This window comes from Cryptosporangium sp. NPDC048952 (assembly GCF_043197895.1).
GTDB lineage: Bacteria > Actinomycetota > Actinomycetes > Mycobacteriales > Cryptosporangiaceae > Cryptosporangium.
Window position 1 is genome coordinate 166,985 of sequence record NZ_JBICTY010000009.1, and the last position, 16,850, is coordinate 183,834.

Sequence of the window (16,850 nt, forward strand, 5' to 3'; positions counted from 1 at the left end):
AGATTAATTGTTCGAGGTTCTCCAGTCTCGGGGGTGACACTGTGACGTATGTACACCTTGCTGCCCGGAACGCGGCGTCGTGGTCATGCCCGACGTGCACTTCGGTAAGGGCGCGACAGTCGGTTCGGTCATCGCCATGCGCCAGGCCGTCTCGCCGGCCGCGGTCGGCGTCGACATCGGTTGTGGCATGTCGGCGGTTCGTACGTCGCTGAGCGCCGAAGACCTGCCGGACGACCTCGGGCCGCTGCGGCGGGCGATCGAGGACGCGATCCCGGTCGGTTTCCGCACGCACGACGACCCGGTCGACCCGCGGCGCGTCCGTGGCGTCGACACGAAGGGCCTCGACAAGTTCTGGACGGGCTTCGACGACCTGCACAGCGGAGTCAGCCAGCTGCGAGCAAGAGCCGGCAAGCAGCTGGGCACGCTCGGCGGCGGTAACCACTTCCTCGAGGTCTGCCTGGACACGGACAGCCGGGTTTGGCTGATGCTGCACAGCGGGTCGCGGAACATCGGCAAGGAGCTCGCGGAGCGGCACATCGCGGTCGCGCGCAGGCTGCCGCACAACGCCGACCTGCCCGACCGTGACCTGGCGGTGTTCCTCGCGACACCCCGGAGATGGACGCCTACCGGCGTGACCTGTACTGGGCGCAGGAGTACGCACGGCGCAACCGCGCGTTGATGCTCGGGCTGTTCGAAACCGTGGTCCGTGATGCGTTCGCGCACGTCACGTTCGACGAGCCGATCTCGTGCCACCACAACTACGTCTCGGAGGAGCAGTACGGCGGCGTCGACCTGCTCGTCACGCGAAAGGGCGCCATCCGGGCGGGGAAGGACGACCTCGGGATCATTCCCGGCTCGATGGGCACCGGTTCGTACATCGTGCGTGGCCGCGGTAACACGGACGCGTTCGACTCCGCGTCGCACGGCGCGGGACGGCGGATGAGCCGGAACAAGGCCAAGAAGATGTTCACCGAGGCCGACCTCGCCGAGCAGACCGCGGGCGTCGAGTGCCGCAAGGACGCCGGGGTCGTCGACGAGATCCCCGGCGCGTACAAGGACGTCGAGCAGGTGCTGGCTCAGCAGACCGACCTGGTCGAGGTGGTCGCCCACCTCAAGCAGGTCGTCTGCGTCAAGGGTTGAACGTTCTGTGCCCCTGGCGGGGCGCAGAACGTTCAGCACCTAGCTGAACTCTTCGAGCGCGGCCGCGAGCTCCGCCGCGGTCGGCGGCTCGGCGCCTACGCGAGTGCAGGTGAGAGCGGCCGCCACGGCGGCCGTGCGGATCACGTCGGTCAACGCGGCCTCGTCGAGGCCGGCGATCCGGTCCGCGCCTCCCGGTCCCAGGAGCCCCCGGACGCCCAGCGCGTGCAGCAGTGCCCCCGCGAACGAGTCGCCGGCACCGATCGTGTCGGCGACCTCCACCTTCGGCGCGGCCACGGTCACGGTCGCGGCACGCCCGATCGCGAGCGCACCCTGCGCACCGCGGGTGACCACGACCAGCGCCGGACCGGCCTCCGCCCATTCGGCGGCCGCGTCCTCGGCGGGGGAGTCCGGGTAGAGCCAGCCCAGATCCTCGTCGCTCACCTTCACGACGTCGACGAGACGCACCAGGCGCTCGGTGCGCACCCGGGCGGCGTCCAGCGAACCGTCGGCCGCGGCGACGATCGTCGGGCGGATGTTCGGGTCGTAGGTGAGCGTCACCCGCCCGCGATAACCCTCGCGGGCGACCATCTGCTCGATCGCCTCGGCGCCCGGCGACAGATACGCCGCGAGGGAGCCGACGTGCAGCGCGACGACGTCGTCGTCGAGCGGGTTCGGCAGGTCGTTGTCGCGCCACTGCCAGTCGGCGGTACCGGTGAGCCAGAAGTCGTAACTGGCCCGGCGCTCGTCGTCGAACGTCACGACCGCCAGCGACGAGGGCTCGGTGGCGTCGACCAGGAAGCGGTTGTCGACGCCGGCCTCGGCCAGGCGGGTGCGAATGCGCCCGCCGAACACGTCCCGGCTCACCCGGGCGGCCAGCGCCGCCGAGGAGCCGAGCTTCGCCACGGAGACCGCGATGTTGGCGGGGCTGCCGCCGGCGCGTGCGTGGTAGGGAGCATCGTCCCCCTGGTCGGGGACCAGGTCGATGATGTTCTCTCCAACGACCGTAATCAGGTTTGTCGTCACTCGTCCTCGTCGTCGCCGCGGTGTCCGAAGTCGATCAGCGAGTATGCCCGCAGTTTCTCCAGCGAGTGCCAGCTTCCCACGGTCCGGATCGTGCCACTGCGGGACCTCATCACCAACGACTCGGTGGTCGCGCCGCCGCGCCGGTAGTGGACGCCACGCAGCAGCTCGCCGTCGGTGACGCCCGTCGCGCAGAAGAAGACGTTGTCGCCGCGGACGAGGTCGTCGGTTCCGAGCACGCGGTCGAGGTCGTGACCGGCGTCGAGAGCCTTCTGCCGCTCCTCGTCGTCGCGGGGCCAGAGCTTGCCCTGGATCTCGCCGCCGAGGCACTTCATCGCGCAGGCGGCGATGATGCCCTCCGGCGTGCCGCCGATGCCGACCAGCATGTCGACGCCGGTCTGCTCGCGCGCGGCCGAGATCGCGCCGGCCACGTCGCCGTCGGAGATGAACTGGATCCGGGCACCGGTCTGCCGGATCTCCTCGACGAGCTTCTCGTGGCGCGGGCGGTCGAGGATGCAGACGGTGACGTCGCGGACGCCGGTGCGCTTGGCCTTCGCGACGCGCCGGATGTTCTCGCTGATCGGCGCATTGATGTCGACGACGCCCACCGCGTCCGGGCCGACCGCGATCTTCTCCATGTAGAAGACGGCGGACGGGTCGAACATCGCGCCCCGCTCGGCGACCGCGAGTACGGCGACCGAGTTCGGCATGCCCTTGGCCATCAGCGTGGTGCCGTCGATCGGGTCCACGGCGACGTCGACCTCGGGACCGGTGCCGTCGCCGACCTCCTCGCCGTTGTAGAGCATCGGGGCGTTGTCCTTCTCGCCCTCGCCGATGACTACGACGCCGCGCATCGAGACGCTGTTGATCAGCTGACGCATCGCGTCGACGGCAGCGCCGTCTCCACCGTTCTTGTCACCTCGGCCGACCCAGCGTCCGGCGGCCATCGCGGCGGCTTCGGTGACCCTGACCAACTCGAGCGCGAGGTTCCGGTCCGGAGCTTGGGGCTGGGTGTCGAGCGACATGGAAGTCCTCCATCAACGGACGGCGGGCCTTCATCCTGGCAGAACGGACTACGCGCGCCCGGAGCTATGAGGCTCCACGTGGCGTATGCCACGCGTGTGAACCCCGGTGTTTCGATTCAGCACGCCCCGGGTGGGCGGTACGGGCCGGGTGTACGACGATAGAGGCATGGCCAGCGAAGAGCGTCCGATCGTCGACATCGTGGATACCGCCCCGGAGCCCACGCACGTCACGGTCGGGATGAGCACGGACGCCGGAACGAGCGTGCCGCCGTCGAAACCGACCCGGGCCGACGCCACCGTCCGCAACCTGGCCATCGCGCTGGGGGTCCTGGTCATCCCGCTGGTCGCGATCGTCGTGCTGTTCCAGCCGAAGGAGTCGGACGCCCCCGCCGTCGATCCGGCGCGGGTCTACGACACCGCGCGGGCGGAGAAGGCGTTCCGGGTGCGGGAGCCGCAGGGCATCGCGGACTGGAAGCCGACCGCGGCCGTCTACAGCCCGTCCGCCGGCGGTCGGTTCACGATTCGCGTCAGCTACTCCGTTCCGGACGACGGTTACGTGCAGCTGGTGCAGAGCAACGCCGCGGCGGACTCGTTGATCTCCGGGATCATCGACCGCAGCGCCCCGGTCGGCTCCGAGCAGATCGAAGGCGAGACCTGGACCCGGTACACCGCACGCGAGGGCCGGGAGAACGCCTTCGTGTTGATCGAGCCGGATGTGACGGTCGTAGTCGTGGGCGACGCGTCGGTGGATACCGCTCGCACGATGATCAAGTCACTTCAATAAGTCTTATTTGTCCTTAATGTCGGTTACTTTCCTGACCCGCATTAGCGTCCACTCGCAAATGTTCGGCACTTCTCCATGCCATTCACGTGCGGAAAGGCATCGGGCAGAAAATTTCTTTCTCCAGGTGTGTGAGAGTGCGCCACCCCGGGCATTAGATGGTCAACGCCAACCCGCCAGGGAGCGAGAAAACCTCCAGGAAGTAAAGGGAGAAAGCCATGACCGTCACCGGCATCATTATGGCGCTGATCATCGGAGCCATCGTCGGCGCGCTGGGCCGGCTCGTCGTCCCGGGTAAGCAGAACATCCCGATCTGGCTGACGATCCTCGTCGGTATCATCGCTGCTTTCCTCGGAACTGCGCTTGCTCGCGCGATCGGCATCCCCACCAGCACCTCGGGCATCGACTGGCGTGAGCTGGCCGTTCAGGTCGTGCTCGCGGCCGTGGGTGTTGCCCTGGTCGCCGGTCTCTACGGCCGCAGCGGTGGCCGTCGTCGCCCGCTGGTTCGCTGACGAACCAGCACCACTAATGCGGTTGGGGCCGCCTTCCTTCGGGAAGGCGGCCCCAACCGCATTCTGTGTGTCTTCAAAGCTGTGGTTTAGCGAGACCGTCGGCGGGCTAGTACTGCCGACTGCTTTTCAATCAATCAACTTTCGACGCAGAAAGAAGACCGCTCCTACCCACATGGCAGCGGCGAAAAACATAAGAGCCAAAAGGTGCCCGAGGTCGTTGACTCCCAGTTGATTGAACACGGAGTGGCGAACGAGTTCGACGCAGTGATACAGCGGGTTCAGCGCGGCCGCGGTGTGTGCCCAGGACGGCAGCGTGTCCAACGGAAAGAAGGTTCCCGCGACCAGGAACAACGGGGTCAGCACCCCGGAGATGATGTAGTTGAAGCTGTCGATGTTCGGCACCAGCGCCGACATCCACATTCCGAACAGCCCGAAGCCGAGCCCGGTGACGAAACCGACCAGCGGCACGAGCACGACCGCCGGCGAGGGCCGGAGGCCGAAGAGCACCGCGACGCCGAGCGGAGCACAGCCGTAGACACCGGCCTTGGCGCCGATCCAGAGCGCCTCGCCGGTCACGAGTTCGTGCACGTCGAGGGGTGTGGACAGCATCGCGTCGTAGGTGTGCTGGAACGTTCTCCGGACGAAGGTCTGGAACATGCCGGCGAACGCCGACGTGAACAGCACCGCGGTGCCGACCACGCCCGTGCCGAGGAAATCCAGGTAGCGGTACCCGGCGACGACCGACACCAGCGACCCGAAGCCGAAGCCGAATGCGAGCAGGTAGATCGTCGGCTCCACCACCGCGGAGAACGTGGCGTTGAGCCAGTAGCGGCGGAAGACCGCGAGGTCGTGCACCATCACACCGGCCAGCGCGGTGGGCTCGATGAATCGCAGCCGTTCGGATCTGTTCACGCGACGTACTCCCCAGTGAGCGTGACGAAAACGTCTTCGAGATTGGCCGGACGCGCGGTGCCGGGCCCGAGCGCGGCGGCCACCGACGGCGGCATGTCCTCGGCGCGCAGGATCGAGACGCTCGGACCGGTGCGCCGGGTGGACATCCCCGCAGCCGCGGCGATGCGCTCCACCTCGCTGAGCCGATCGGGAGGACCGGCGTACTCCACCGCGGACCGCCCCGCGTGGCCGGCCAGCAACTCCGCCGGAGTGCCCCGGGCGATGACCCGACCCTTGCTGACGACGGCCACCGCGTCGGCGAGGCGTTCGGCCTCTTCGATGTAGTGCGTGGACATCAGCACCGTGGTGCCGTCACGGCGCAACCGGTCGATGAGACCCCACAGTTCCTGCCGCACCTGCGGGTCGAGCCCCACCGTCGGCTCGTCGAGCAGCACCAGCCGCGGCCGGTGGACGAGCCCGCGCGCGATCAGCAGCCGCCGCCGCATTCCGCCGGACAACTCGCCGACCTTGGTGTCGGCCCGGTCGGCGAGCTGCCCGATGGCGAGCGCCGCCTCGACGGCCGCCCGGCGCTCCGCGCGGGGGACCCGGTAGAGCCGGGCGAAGACGGAGAGGTTCTCCCGGGCGGTCAACTCGGTGTCGAGGTTGTCGAGCTGCGGAACGACGCCCATCTGCGCGCGGGCGTGCTTGGACTCCGACGGCACCCGGTAGCCCAGGACCCGGATCTCACCGGCATCAGGACGGGCCTGGCCGGTGAGCATCCGCATCGTGGTGGACTTGCCGGCGCCGTTGGGCCCGAGCAGCCCGAGGCAGATGCCGGCGGGCACCGTCAGGTCGAGCCCGTTGACCGCGGTCACCGCCCCGAATCGCTTGACGACACCGGACAGCTCGATCGCGTTCAGCTCAGGCACCGCTCCACGGTAGATCGGCCCCCCGACAATTCTCGACGGAGTTTCAGGCGGGGTCCGACCGGAACGCGCGGACGCCGAGCGCTGTCGCCCCGACCGCGATGGCCACTGTCAACGCGGTGCCCAGCAGGACCGGGCCACTCGTGTAGCGCCCGGCGAACAGCTCGCGCAGGGCGTCGACCGCGTACCGGAACGGATCGAACCGGGACAGCACGTCCAGCCAGCGCGGGCCGAGCGTCATCGGCAGGAAAGCGCCGGACAGCAGGGTCAGCGGCACCACGATCGTCGTCATGAGCGGGGCGAACAGCTCGGTCGCGCCGGGACGCAGCGCCACCGCGTACGACAGCGCGGCCACCCCGGCGGCCAACGGCACCAGCAAGATCAATGCCAGGACGACGCCCGGCACCGGCACCCGCAGGCCCAGCGCGAATCCGACCACGACGATCAGCACGGCCTGGACGAGCAGCACCACGACGTCACGCAGGACACGGCCCAGCAGCAGCGCGGCCCGTGGCGCCGGTGTGGCCCGCAGCCGGTCGAGGACACCGAACCGCTGGTCGAACACGATCCCGAAGCCGGCCAGTCCGGCCGAGAGCAGCACCAGCTGGACGAGTAAGCCGGGCACGGAGATCTCCCACGAGTCCACCAGCGGCGCGAAGAACAGCAGGTAGAGCATCGGCTGCAGCACGCCGAACAGCACCCCGATCTTCGTCCGCAGGGTCTGCCGCAGGTACCGCCGGAAGATCAACCACGTAGCCGTCATGCCCACTCCTCGCTTCGCTCGTCGCGGTCATGACGGCGAAACCACTCTGCTAGCCGGACCTCGCGCAAGCGCTCGGTCATGCGGTCAGCGCCAGGAACACGTCGTCGAGCGTCGAGTTCTCGCCGACTTCGCTCTTGAGTGCTTCGGGTGTGCCGTCGGCGACGACCCGGCCGGCGTCGATGACCACGACCCGGTCGCAGAGCGCGTCGGCCTCCTCCAGGTAGTGCGTACTGAGGACGATCGTCGTCCCGGTGGTGCGCAGATGTGTCCACAGAGTCGCGCGGCTGCGCGGGTCCAGCCCGGTGGTCGGCTCGTCGAGGAAGAGCACGGACGGGCGGTGCACCAGGCCGAGCGCGACGTCGAGCCGACGGCGCTGGCCACCGGAGAGATGGCCGGTCGGCTGGTCCTCGCCGAGTTCGAACTGGCCGATCAGTTCGTCGGCCCGGCCGTTCGCCGCCCGACCGGACAGACCGTGCAGTCTGCCCTGCAGAACGAGTTCCTCGCCGACGGTGAACGTGGGATCGGTGCTGCCGCCTTGCGCGACGGTCCCGATCCGGCGGCGCACCGCGGCCGGGTTCCCGATCAGATCAGCCCCGGCGATCGTCGCCGTTCCGGCGGTGGGACGCAGCAGCGTCGTCAGCATGCGCAGTGTCGTTGTTTTTCCGGCGCCGTTCGGGCCGAGCAGCCCGACGATCTCACCGGCGTCGACCTCGAGGTCGAGCCCGTGAACCGCGGTGACCGGCCCCGGATAGTCCTTCCGCAAACCTCGTATCGAAAGCATCATGTGCCCAGAAAAACAGAGTCACACCAAAATTGCAACGACTCCAAAAATGACGTTGCTACCATTGCGTCGTGGAGACGTCGCTGCGTGAGCGGAAGAAGGCGCAGACCAGGCTGCTGATCGCGGACATCGCGATGGGCCTGTTCGCCGCGCGCGGCAGCTTCGAGGGCGTCACCGTCGCCGAAGTGGCCCGGGCCGCCGATGTCTCGGTCAACACGGTCTTCAACTACTTCCCCAGCAAAGAGGACCTCTTCTTCGACCGGCAGGCCGAGGTCGAGGACATGCTCGCCGCGATCGTCCGCGGCCGACGGGCGGGCGAGGGCGCGGTCGAGGCCGTCCGCCGGCACATCCTCGACGGATTCGCCGCCGACGACTGGTCGACGGGCCTCTGGGACGGCGCCGTGGACTTCTTCCGGCTCGTCGAGGGGAGCCCGTCGCTGCGCGCCCGGGAGCGGGAGCTGGCCGAGCGCACCGAGACCGCCCTGGCCCGCGCGCTCGCCGCCGAGACCGGTGCCAGTGACGACGACCCGATGCCGCTGCTGGTGGCCGGTCTGATCGCCGGTGCCCGGCACGCGGTGCTGTCCGAGGCCCGTCGTCGGCTGCTGGACGGTGAGCCGCTCGACGTCGTCAAGAACTGGGCGGCGGACGCGTATCGACAGGCGTTCGACCTGCTCGAACGCGGGGTTCCGGCGGGCTACGGCAGCCGGCGGTAGTCGGGGGTGCTCACCGACCGGTGCGAGCCGGTCTGCGGATCGGTGTACTGCTGCGGGTAGTAGTCCGGGGTGGCCTGGTGGACGAACCGGCCGGCGTCGTCGAGCAGTCCGGGCATCCGGATCAGCACTGTGGTGCCGGTGGCGACGTCACTGGTCAGGCCTACCGCGCCGTGCTGGGCGGCGACCAGCGCGTGCACGATCGCGAGCCCGAGACCGCTGCCGCCGGTGGCCCGGGTACGACCGGAGTCCGCGCGCCAGAACCGCTCGAACGCGTGCGCGGCCTGTTCCGGTGTCATGCCGGGGCCCTCGTCGGCGACGAGGAGCAGCACCGAGTTGCCGTCGGGTCGGACGCCGAGCCGAATCGGGCGTGGGCCGGGGGTGTGGATCGCGGCATTGCGCATCAGGTTGCCCAGCACCTGCAGCAGGGCCTCCCGGTCGCCGACCACGACCAGGCCGGTGTTCGGGGTGTCGACGACGAACGGGCGGCCGGGGTGTGCGGCGCCGGCGCGGTCGGCCGCCTCGTCGAGGAGCTCGTCGACCGGCACCGGGCCGAGCTCGGGCGCCGAGGAGCCCTGGTCGGTGCGGGCGAGCAGCAACAGGTCGTCGACGAGGCGCGCCATGCGGTCACCCTCGGTTTCGATGCGCCGTAGGGCGTCCTGGGTGGCGGCCGGATCCTCCGCGCCGATGGTGGTGGCGCGCAGGCGCTCCAGTTCCGCGTAGCCCCGCAGGGACGTGAGGGGTGTGCGGAGTTCGTGGGAGGCGTCGGCGAGGAAGCGGCGCATCCGGTCTTCGTTCTCGACGCGCTGGGCGTAGGCGACCTGGGCCTCGCTCAGCATCGTGTTCACCGCCTCGGTGAGCTGCCCCACCTCGGTCCGAGGATCACTGGGCGGCACCCGCCGCTCCAACCCACTGCCGTGCCGCTTGAGGTTCTCGGCAATCTCGTGCGCGGTGTTGCTCACCCGCGTCAGTGGCTGCAGCCCGGCACGCACGCCGTAGGCGCCGAGCGCCACCGCCGCGAGCACCGCCGCGCCACCCACCGCCAGCTCCAGCACGATGAGCTGGGTCAGGCTGTCGTCGGTGTCGGTGGTCGGCAACCCGACGACGAGGATGTAGCCCGTCTGCACCGGCCGCGCCATCGCCACGACCGACACGCCGTCGGTCGTGGTGAGCGTCCGCGTGTCGTGGTCCGTGCCGGAGATGTCGAGCAGTTCGTCGATGTCGTCTTGCGGGAGGCGCAAGAGAAAGTTCTGCGTGGGGGACTCGGCCTGCGTCAGCAGCGGGGCGCCGTCCGGGTCGACGATCGTGAACAGCCCGGCCGAGCTCGGCCGCGGAGGCCCGAGCTGGCTGTCGAGGAGCACACCACTGGTGAAGCCGTTCTCGATGATCTTCTCGGCGGTCTCCTCGTACCGGCCGCTCATCCCGTGGACCTGCTCGTCCATGCGGTTGTAGAGGTAGGCGCGCAGGGCCAGCCAGGTGGCGGCGCCACCGGCGGTCAGGGCGAAGATCGTGACCGCGACGACGACCGCAACCAAGCGGGTGCGGAGCGAGAACCGCGTCATCATGGCCTCATCGAGGGGCTTTCAGCACGTAGCCGGCACCCCGCACGGTGTGGATCAACCGCGGTTCGACGTTGTCGATCTTCTTGCGCAGGTAACCGATGTACAGCTCGACGATGTTCGACTGACCGCCGAAGTCGTAGCGCCACACGCGCTCCAGGATCTGCGCCTTGCTCACCACGACGCGCTCGTTCCGCATCAGGTACCGCAGCAACTCGAACTCCGTCGCAGTCAGGTGCACCTCCTGACCGGCGCGGTGCACCTCGCGGCTCTCCTCGTCCAGCTCCAGGTCGGCGACGCGCAGCGCGGCCGCGCGCCCCGGGTCGGGCACCGCCCGCCGCATCACCGCGTGCACCCGCGCGAGCAGCTCCTCGACCCGGAACGGCTTGACGACGTAGTCGTCCGCACCGGCGCGCAGCCCGGCGACGACGTCGCCGCTGGCGTCCCGCGCGGTCAGGAAGATGACCGGCACCTCGGCGCCCGCTTCACGCATGCGCCGCAGCACTCCGACGCCGTCCATGCCGCCGGCGTCGCCGAGCATGATGTCGAGGACGACCAGGTCGGGCTCGTGCTCGGCCACGGCGGCGAGCGCACCGGGAGCGGTGTCGGCCACCACCGTGGTGAAGCCGTCCAGCCGTAGGGCTGTCGACACCAGGTGCGAGACGTTCTCCTCGTCGTCCACGACGAGGACCCGACGCTGTCCCGAACGGTCGCTCATGCTGTCCAGCCTGACACGCGAGGGGAGTGATTCGTCGTCATGGCACCCACGATGATCAGGCAGGCTGAGGAGCTCCTGTGCCGATCCTGTGCCTGAGCTATGAGAGCTACTCCACGGGGGCGCGGGCGGCTTCGAGGCGGGCGCGGGCCCCGTCGAGCCACTCCTGGCACACCGTGGCGAGCTGTTCGCCGCGCTCCCAGAGCGACAGCGCCTCCTCGAGGGTGGTGCCGCCGGCTTCGAGCCGCTGCACGACCTCGACGAGCTGTGCGCGGGCGTCCTCGTAGCTCAGCCGTTCCGCCATGGGCGTCAGCGTAGCGCCTCGATCGGAGGGACGGTTTTCCGAATTATTCCCATTTAGGGTGAATGTAAGTCCTGGTGTAGGTCATCACTTCCGCGAAGGTGTGTGGCGCAGACGATCCGACGCCGGCGATGTTGCCGGCAAGAGAAGGAGTCTTCATGCGAACGCGAACTCGTGCCCTTGCGGGTGGGATGGCCGCGGCCGCGGTGCTGGGAGCAGGTGCTGCCGTGCCGGCTGCGGCGGCCGACGTCACGCCCGGGGGCCGTGTCGACCGGACCGAGGTGACGTTCGATCGGGCGGTGGTCCGGCAGTTGAACCGGTTGGGTGTCCGGATCCGGGCGGTGGACGCCGAGCAGCGTGGTCGCGGCGACGACGTGCGGATCACGTTCCGGGCGGAGCGGAACTCGCGTCCGGGGCAGCTCGAGCATCGGGGTGGCGTGCTGTTCGACAGCCCGCGGCGGCCGGATTTCCAGATCTCCCGGCCGTCGGTGGATCTGCGGCGGGAGACGGTGAGTTTTCAGATCGGGCGCGATCGGGTGACGTTGCTCAGCGTCGACACGAGGGGTAGGGGTCGTGACGGCGACCGCGACCGCCCCGGCGACCAGCGCGAGGGCCAGAACGGCCAGAACGGCCGCGAGGGCAACCGCCCGCAGAACGGCCAGCAGGGTGGCGCTCAGCAGGGCGGCGCTCAGCAGGGCGGCGCTCAGCAGCGGCCGGCCGCCGGCGGTGGGGGCGCGGGAGACGACCGCGACGAGGTGACGCTGCGCCTCACCCGCGACGGCGAACGCCTGCTCGACCGCGCACTCGGCACCGACTGGTTCTGGACCGGCCAGGTCATCGGCACCGCGGAGTACGAGGACCGCTGAGCCGGGCAGGGTCGCGCGATCTACGACCGCCGCGCTCGCGCGACCCTGCTCACCAAGCCCGCGCCCCCGCGCACGCTCCGCGTGCCCCGCGGCCGCGCCCCGCGCGCGTCCGCGCTCGGTTTATCGCCTGGCGGTTCAGGTGGTGGGGTCGGTGACGAGCGCTGGTAGTTCGCCCGCGGCGAGGCGTACGCGGAGCGCGTCGCCGGGGGACGCGTCCGCGGCGTCGCGGAGCACCGCGCCGTCCGCGCGCTGCACCACCGCGTACCCGCGGTCGAGCGTCGCCTGCGGCGACAGCGCGCGCACCCGGGCGCGCACCTGCGCGAGCTCCCCGCCGGCCGCGTCGAGCCGGTGCGCGAGGGTCCGCCGGGCCCGCTCCCGGAGCCCGTCGACCTCGACCTCCCGCTGCTCCACCAGCACGGTCGGCTGCGCGAACGCCGGCCGCGACCGAACCCCGTCGAGCCACTGCTGCCCGGCCTCCAGCCGGGACAGCACCCCGCGCCGCAGACGCTGCCGCGCGACGTCGATCCGTTGCCGCTCCTCGGACAGGTCCGGCACCACCCGCTTCGCCGCGTCGGTCGGCGTCGACGCGCGGACGTCGGCCACGTAATCGACGAGCGGCGTATCGGTCTCGTGCCCGATCGCACTGACGACCGGCGTACGGCACCCGAACACCGCCCGGCACAGCGTCTCGTCGCTGAACGGCAACAGATCCTCCACCGACCCGCCGCCACGAGCGAGGACGATCACGTCCACCTCGGGGTCGGCGTCCAGCTCCCGCAGCGCTTCGAGGATCTGCGTCACCGCCGTCGTGCCCTGCACCGCCACCGGACGCACCGTGAAGCGAACGGCCGGCCACCGGCGCCGCGCGTTCTCCAGGACGTCCCGCTCGGCCGCGCTCGCCCGCCCGGTGATCAGACCGATCGTGCCGGGCAGGAACGGCAATCGCCGCTTGCGCTCGGTGGCGAACAGGCCTTCTGCGGCGAGGAGCTCCTTGAGCCGCGCCAGCCGGGCGAGCAGCTCACCGATACCCACGGCGCGGAGCTCGGTCGCCCGCAGCGACAGCGACCCTCGCTGCAGGTAGTAGTCCGGCTTGGCGTGCACGAGCACTCGCGCGCCCTCCGACAGCGGCGGCTGCACGGCGTCGAACACGATGCGGGGACAGGTGACCGGAATGCTGATGTCCGCAGCCGGATCACGCAGAGTGAGGAAAACCGTCGGCGCCCCTGGGCGCCGGGAAACCTGCGCCACCTGCCCTTCGACCCAGACGTCACCGAGTCGGGCGACCCACTGGCCGATCTTCATGCTCACGATGCGCACCGGCCACGGCGCCTCCGCCGAGCTGCGGTCAGGTTTCGACGGCGCGGGTGCGATGTCGGTCACGACCCGAGCCTAGTGCCCCCTTGGCCACCCGGACGGGAAGGCATCATCCGAACGGTTAATCCGCATTAGTCCAGAAAGGTTAATATCGGCTTTAATGCGCTGGTAATTGACACAAAGACGGCTCAAGCTCCCCAAAAGCACTTTTTGTCTGATTAGCTCCGTTCTGCCGCAACATCAACGGGAGGCACTGATCATGACAACCACGATTCGCCGCACCGCGGTCATGCTGGCGGGGCTGACGCTCGCCACTGGCGCCGTTCTCGGCGCCGCCAGCCCGGCGGCGGCCGAGGCCGCCAAGACCGCTCCGTCGAACCAGACGCAGCAGCAGCAGGGCGCTCGCGGCCACGGCTGGGGCGGCTGGGACGACGACGACTGGGACTTCCGGGGCGTCTACAACAGCCGCTGGTCGTGCGAGCGCGCCGGCCGCTACCAGACCCGCTGGGACCGCGGTGACGACTACATCTGCGTGCGCAGCAATCAGTGGCGTCGCGGCTGGGACCGCAGCAACCGGTGGGGCAACCACTGGGGCAACGACTGGGACCGCTGGGGTCACCGGTACGGCGTCTGGGCGCTCTACGTCGAAGACTGACGATCGTTGCCGGGTGGCGGCCCGGCGATGACCGAAAGCAGGGTTGCCCCGGTCACCTCATCAGGTGGCCGGGGTTTCTGCTGCCTACCATGGGGCCATGACTTCGACCGTCAAGCGCGTCCTGCTCGCCAAGCCCCGGGGCTACTGCGCCGGTGTCGACCGCGCAGTCGTCACGGTGGAAAAGGCGCTCGACCTGTACGGCGCGCCCGTTTACGTCCGCAAGCAGATCGTGCACAACAAGCACGTCGTCGCCGAGTTGGAGAAACGCGGCGCGATCTTTGTCGAAGAGACCGAAGAAGTGCCGGAAGGCGCGACGGTGATTTTCTCGGCGCACGGTGTCGCCCCGGTCGTGCACCAGGAAGCGGCGGCCCGGAACCTCAAGTCGATCGACGCCACCTGCCCACTGGTCACGAAGGTGCACCACGAAGCGCGCCGGTTCGCGGCCGCCGACTACGACATCCTGCTGATCGGCCACGAGGGTCACGAAGAGGTCATCGGCACCAGCGGTGAGGCGCCGGACCACGTCCACCTCGTCGACGGGCCGGACGACGTCGCGAATGTGACGGTGCGTGACGAGTCGAAGGTCGTCTGGCTGTCCCAGACGACGCTGAGCGTCGACGAGACGATGGCCACCGTCGACCGCCTCACGACCCGGTTCCCCGGGCTGCAGTCGCCGCCGAGCGACGACATCTGCTACGCGACGTCGAACCGGCAGCAGGCCGTGAAGGACATCGCCCCGCAGTGCGAACTCGTCATCGTGGTCGGTTCGACGAATTCGTCGAACTCGGTGCGGTTGGTCGAGGTGGCCAAGCAGGCCGGTGCGAACGACGCCCGGCTGGTCGACTACGCCCACCAGGTGGACGAGGCGTGGCTCGAGGGCGTGACGACCGTCGGTCTGACGTCCGGGGCGTCGGTGCCGGAGGAGCTCGTCGAGCAGGTGCTGGCCTGGCTGGCCGAGCGCGGCTACGGCGAGGTCGAGGAGATCCTCTCCGCGCAGGAGCGGCTCGCGTTCTCCCTGCCCCAGGAACTCCGCCGCGACCTGAAGGCCGCCGGCCTCCCCACGTCGTGAGGCTTGCACGCCTTGGTGGGTCATAGCCCACCAAACCGTGCAACCCTCGGCGCGCCGTTACTCGGCGTGTCCGGTTTGCGCGGATCCTGTCCGCATGTCGCTACGCACTTTCGTCGCGGACCGTTCGGTCGGCCAGAAGCTCACCGCGTTCGGCCTGCTCGCCGTCGCCGGCGCGATCGGCGTCGGCATTGCTGGTGTGCACGGTCTGAACCAGGCACACGAGTCGGCCGAACGGGTGTTGTCGGCGGGTGTACTGACCCGGGCCACGCTCCAGGCTGACATGGACCACGACGCGATCCGCGGTGACGTCCTGCTCGCGCTGGTCGACCCGCAGGCGAACCTGACCGAGGTGCGCGGTGAGTTCGGCGATCACTCGGCCGAGCTGCGGAAGCATCGCGACGACGATCCGCAGCGTCGCCGACACCGCCGAGTCGATCAGCGGTCAGGCCGCGGGATCCCGCTCGTCAGCGGGGGAACTGGCCGGCATGGCGGCCGACCTGCAGGGCCTGATCGCCGGCTTCAGGCATTAGTCGCAGGGCCGGCGCTAGTCCACCAGCTCCGGCGCCTGCAGCGCCCGCGGCACCGCCTCCACCTGCCGCGGTGGCGCGATGTCACTCGTCGCCACCTGCAGGTCGGTGAACCGCCGGGCGGTCACCAGCACGCGCGCCTCCAGCGAACCGACAGCGTCGTTGTACCGCGCCACCGCCGCGCTCAGCGCGGTACCCAGCTTGTCGACGTGACCACCCATCGTGGACAGCCGCTGGTAGAGGTCACGCCCCAGCGCGTGCACGGCCGCCGCGTTCTCGGCCAGCGCCTCCTGCCGCCACGTGTACGCGATCGTGCGCAGCAACGCGACCAGCGTCGACGGCGTCGCGACGACGATGTTCCGGCTGAACGCGTGCTCGAGCAGGTTCGGTTCGCGCTGCAGCGCGGCGTCGAGGAACGTGTCGGCGGGAACGAACAGCACGACGAACTCCGGCGTCGGTTCGAAGCGCTGCCAGTACGCCTTCGCTGCGAGCTGATCCACGTGAGTGCGCAGGTGCCTCGCGTGAGCCTCCATCCGACCACGCCGAGCGGCGTCGTCGCGCGCCTCCATCGCCTCCAGGTACGCGGCGAACGGCACCTTCGCGTCCACGACGACGCTTTTCCCACCGGCGAGCGTCACCACCAGGTCCGGACGGAGGACACCGTCCTCGGTGCTGGAGACGGCCTGCTCGACGAAGTCGCAGTGCTCGACCATGCCCGCCACCTCGACGATCCGCCGCAGCTGGTGTTCGCCCCAGCGGCCGCGGACCTGCGGCGCTTTCAGCGCCGACACCAGCTGCCCGGTCTCCACCCGCAGCTTCTCGCCGGTCTGCTGCATCGCGTTGACCTGCTCCCGCAGCGCCGCGTGCGCGACCGCCCGGTCCTTCTCCAATTCGACGACGGTGTGCTCGACGTTGGCGATGCTCTCCCGGATTGGACCGACGAGCTGGGAGAACGCGGTGTTGTTGCGCTCGATCGCCTCCGTGGTGACCGACCGCAGCGCGTGCTCCAGCCGGTCCTCGTTCGCCTTCGACGCCTCGACGGTCGCCCGCAGCCCGGCCGTGTCCGCGGCATGGCGGGCCAGGGCGGCGAACCATCCCGCTGCGCCCCCCGCGGCCAGACAGAACAGAGCGACGACGATCAGTCCGATGAGGGTGGAGGTGGACATGAGCGAATCGTGACTCATCGGCCCGGCGGTGCCACGTCGGCACGCCCTCCCAAGGAATAGTTTCTCGCTCAAACGTCCGAAAAATGCCGTTAAGAAGTCTTCGTCCGTCAGGACTGCGTGGGGGCAATT

18 protein-coding genes and 1 pseudogene are annotated in these 16,850 nt (G+C 69.7%); 7 read left to right on the forward strand and 12 right to left on the reverse strand.

The features are described 5' to 3' along the window. Positions 1–70: 70 nt before the first annotated feature. Positions 71–1,140: pseudogene (locus ACGFY5_RS40360) on the forward strand (RtcB family protein); the annotation flags it as partial. Positions 1,141–1,179: 39 nt separating this feature from the next. Here the strand turns inward: ACGFY5_RS40360 and ACGFY5_RS40365 are convergent. Beyond that, entirely contained in the window at positions 1,180–2,163 is a 984-nt protein-coding gene (locus ACGFY5_RS40365) for a carbohydrate kinase (RefSeq protein ID WP_392729426.1), read from the reverse strand. Beyond that, positions 2,160–3,185: a class II fructose-bisphosphatase gene (glpX, locus tag ACGFY5_RS40370; RefSeq protein WP_392729428.1), complete on the reverse strand. Its 1,026-nt coding sequence runs from the start codon at positions 3,183–3,185 to the stop codon at positions 2,160–2,162. Before glpX ends, ACGFY5_RS40365 begins: the two co-directional genes overlap by 4 nt. Before the next feature lie 166 nt (positions 3,186–3,351). Here glpX and ACGFY5_RS40375 point away from each other — a divergent pair, with 166 nt between their 5' ends. Next, entirely contained in the window at positions 3,352–3,969 is a 618-nt protein-coding gene (locus ACGFY5_RS40375) for a DUF4245 domain-containing protein (protein WP_392729430.1), read from the forward strand. Between the two features lie 215 nt (positions 3,970–4,184). Beyond that, positions 4,185–4,478 (forward strand): GlsB/YeaQ/YmgE family stress response membrane protein, encoded by a 294-nt coding sequence (locus ACGFY5_RS40380; RefSeq protein ID WP_392729433.1) that lies wholly within the window; start codon positions 4,185–4,187, stop codon positions 4,476–4,478. Between the two features lie 126 nt (positions 4,479–4,604). On the opposite strand, the gene ACGFY5_RS40385 is transcribed toward ACGFY5_RS40380, so the two are convergent. From ACGFY5_RS40385 to ACGFY5_RS40400, 4 genes are all read right to left on the reverse strand, one after another. After that, on the reverse strand, positions 4,605–5,390 hold the full coding sequence (locus ACGFY5_RS40385; protein ID WP_392729436.1) for an ABC transporter permease: 786 nt from the start codon (positions 5,388–5,390) through the stop codon (positions 4,605–4,607). Then, the gene (locus ACGFY5_RS40390) at positions 5,387–6,298 is read right to left on the reverse strand and encodes an ABC transporter ATP-binding protein (protein ID WP_392729438.1); all 912 of its coding nucleotides are present in this window, start codon (positions 6,296–6,298) and stop codon (positions 5,387–5,389) included. The genes ACGFY5_RS40385 and ACGFY5_RS40390 overlap by 4 nt, the downstream gene beginning before the upstream one ends. A 43-nt stretch (positions 6,299–6,341) precedes the next feature. Then, the gene (locus tag ACGFY5_RS40395) at positions 6,342–7,058 is read right to left on the reverse strand and encodes an ABC transporter permease (protein ID WP_392729441.1); all 717 of its coding nucleotides are present in this window, start codon (positions 7,056–7,058) and stop codon (positions 6,342–6,344) included. Between the two features lie 76 nt (positions 7,059–7,134). Beyond that, positions 7,135–7,842, reverse strand: coding sequence for an ABC transporter ATP-binding protein (locus tag ACGFY5_RS40400; protein ID WP_392729444.1), 708 nt, complete (start codon positions 7,840–7,842; stop codon positions 7,135–7,137). Between the two features lie 68 nt (positions 7,843–7,910). Here ACGFY5_RS40400 and ACGFY5_RS40405 point away from each other — a divergent pair, with 68 nt between their 5' ends. Beyond that, on the forward strand, positions 7,911–8,552 hold the full coding sequence (locus tag ACGFY5_RS40405; protein WP_392729446.1) for a TetR/AcrR family transcriptional regulator: 642 nt from the start codon (positions 7,911–7,913) through the stop codon (positions 8,550–8,552). Here ACGFY5_RS40405 and ACGFY5_RS40410 read toward each other — a convergent pair. From ACGFY5_RS40410 to ACGFY5_RS40420, 3 genes are all read right to left on the reverse strand, one after another. Further along, on the reverse strand, positions 8,534–10,111 hold the full coding sequence (locus ACGFY5_RS40410; protein ID WP_392729447.1) for a sensor histidine kinase: 1,578 nt from the start codon (positions 10,109–10,111) through the stop codon (positions 8,534–8,536). The two genes, ACGFY5_RS40405 and ACGFY5_RS40410, sit on opposite strands and share 19 nt — an antisense overlap. A 7-nt stretch (positions 10,112–10,118) precedes the next feature. Next, complete coding sequence (locus tag ACGFY5_RS40415) at positions 10,119–10,826, reverse strand: response regulator transcription factor (RefSeq protein WP_392729449.1); 708 nt, start codon at positions 10,824–10,826, stop codon at positions 10,119–10,121. A gap of 106 nt (positions 10,827–10,932) precedes the next feature. Beyond that, positions 10,933–11,127 carry an exodeoxyribonuclease VII small subunit gene (locus ACGFY5_RS40420; RefSeq protein WP_392729452.1) on the reverse strand — a complete coding sequence of 65 codons (195 nt, stop codon included), beginning with the start codon at positions 11,125–11,127 and terminating at the stop codon, positions 10,933–10,935. A gap of 155 nt (positions 11,128–11,282) precedes the next feature. Between ACGFY5_RS40420 and ACGFY5_RS40425 the strand changes: the two genes are divergently transcribed. Beyond that, complete coding sequence (locus tag ACGFY5_RS40425) at positions 11,283–11,990, forward strand: hypothetical protein (RefSeq protein ID WP_392729455.1); 708 nt, start codon at positions 11,283–11,285, stop codon at positions 11,988–11,990. A gap of 135 nt (positions 11,991–12,125) precedes the next feature. Here the strand turns inward: ACGFY5_RS40425 and xseA are convergent, their stop codons facing one another. After that, positions 12,126–13,370 (reverse strand): exodeoxyribonuclease VII large subunit, encoded by a 1,245-nt coding sequence (gene xseA / locus ACGFY5_RS40430; protein ID WP_392729457.1) that lies wholly within the window; start codon positions 13,368–13,370, stop codon positions 12,126–12,128. Between the two features lie 193 nt (positions 13,371–13,563). On the opposite strand from xseA, the gene ACGFY5_RS40435 reads away from it, so the two are divergent. Together ACGFY5_RS40435 and ACGFY5_RS40440 are read left to right on the forward strand one after the other, a co-directional pair. Beyond that, the gene (locus tag ACGFY5_RS40435; protein ID WP_392729459.1) at positions 13,564–13,959 is read left to right on the forward strand and encodes a hypothetical protein; all 396 of its coding nucleotides are present in this window, start codon (positions 13,564–13,566) and stop codon (positions 13,957–13,959) included. Between the two features lie 97 nt (positions 13,960–14,056). Next, on the forward strand, positions 14,057–15,028 hold the full coding sequence (locus ACGFY5_RS40440; protein ID WP_392729461.1) for a 4-hydroxy-3-methylbut-2-enyl diphosphate reductase: 972 nt from the start codon (positions 14,057–14,059) through the stop codon (positions 15,026–15,028). 100 nt (positions 15,029–15,128) lie between these two features. Here ACGFY5_RS40440 and ACGFY5_RS40445 read toward each other — a convergent pair whose 3' ends face one another. Both ACGFY5_RS40445 and ACGFY5_RS40450 read right to left on the reverse strand, forming a co-directional pair. Next, positions 15,129–15,452 carry a hypothetical protein gene (locus ACGFY5_RS40445; RefSeq protein ID WP_392729464.1) on the reverse strand — a complete coding sequence of 108 codons (324 nt, stop codon included), beginning with the start codon at positions 15,450–15,452 and terminating at the stop codon, positions 15,129–15,131. A gap of 120 nt (positions 15,453–15,572) precedes the next feature. Beyond that, complete coding sequence (locus ACGFY5_RS40450; RefSeq protein ID WP_392729466.1) at positions 15,573–16,721, reverse strand: DNA recombination protein RmuC; 1,149 nt, start codon at positions 16,719–16,721, stop codon at positions 15,573–15,575. Positions 16,722–16,850: the final 129 nt, after the last annotated feature.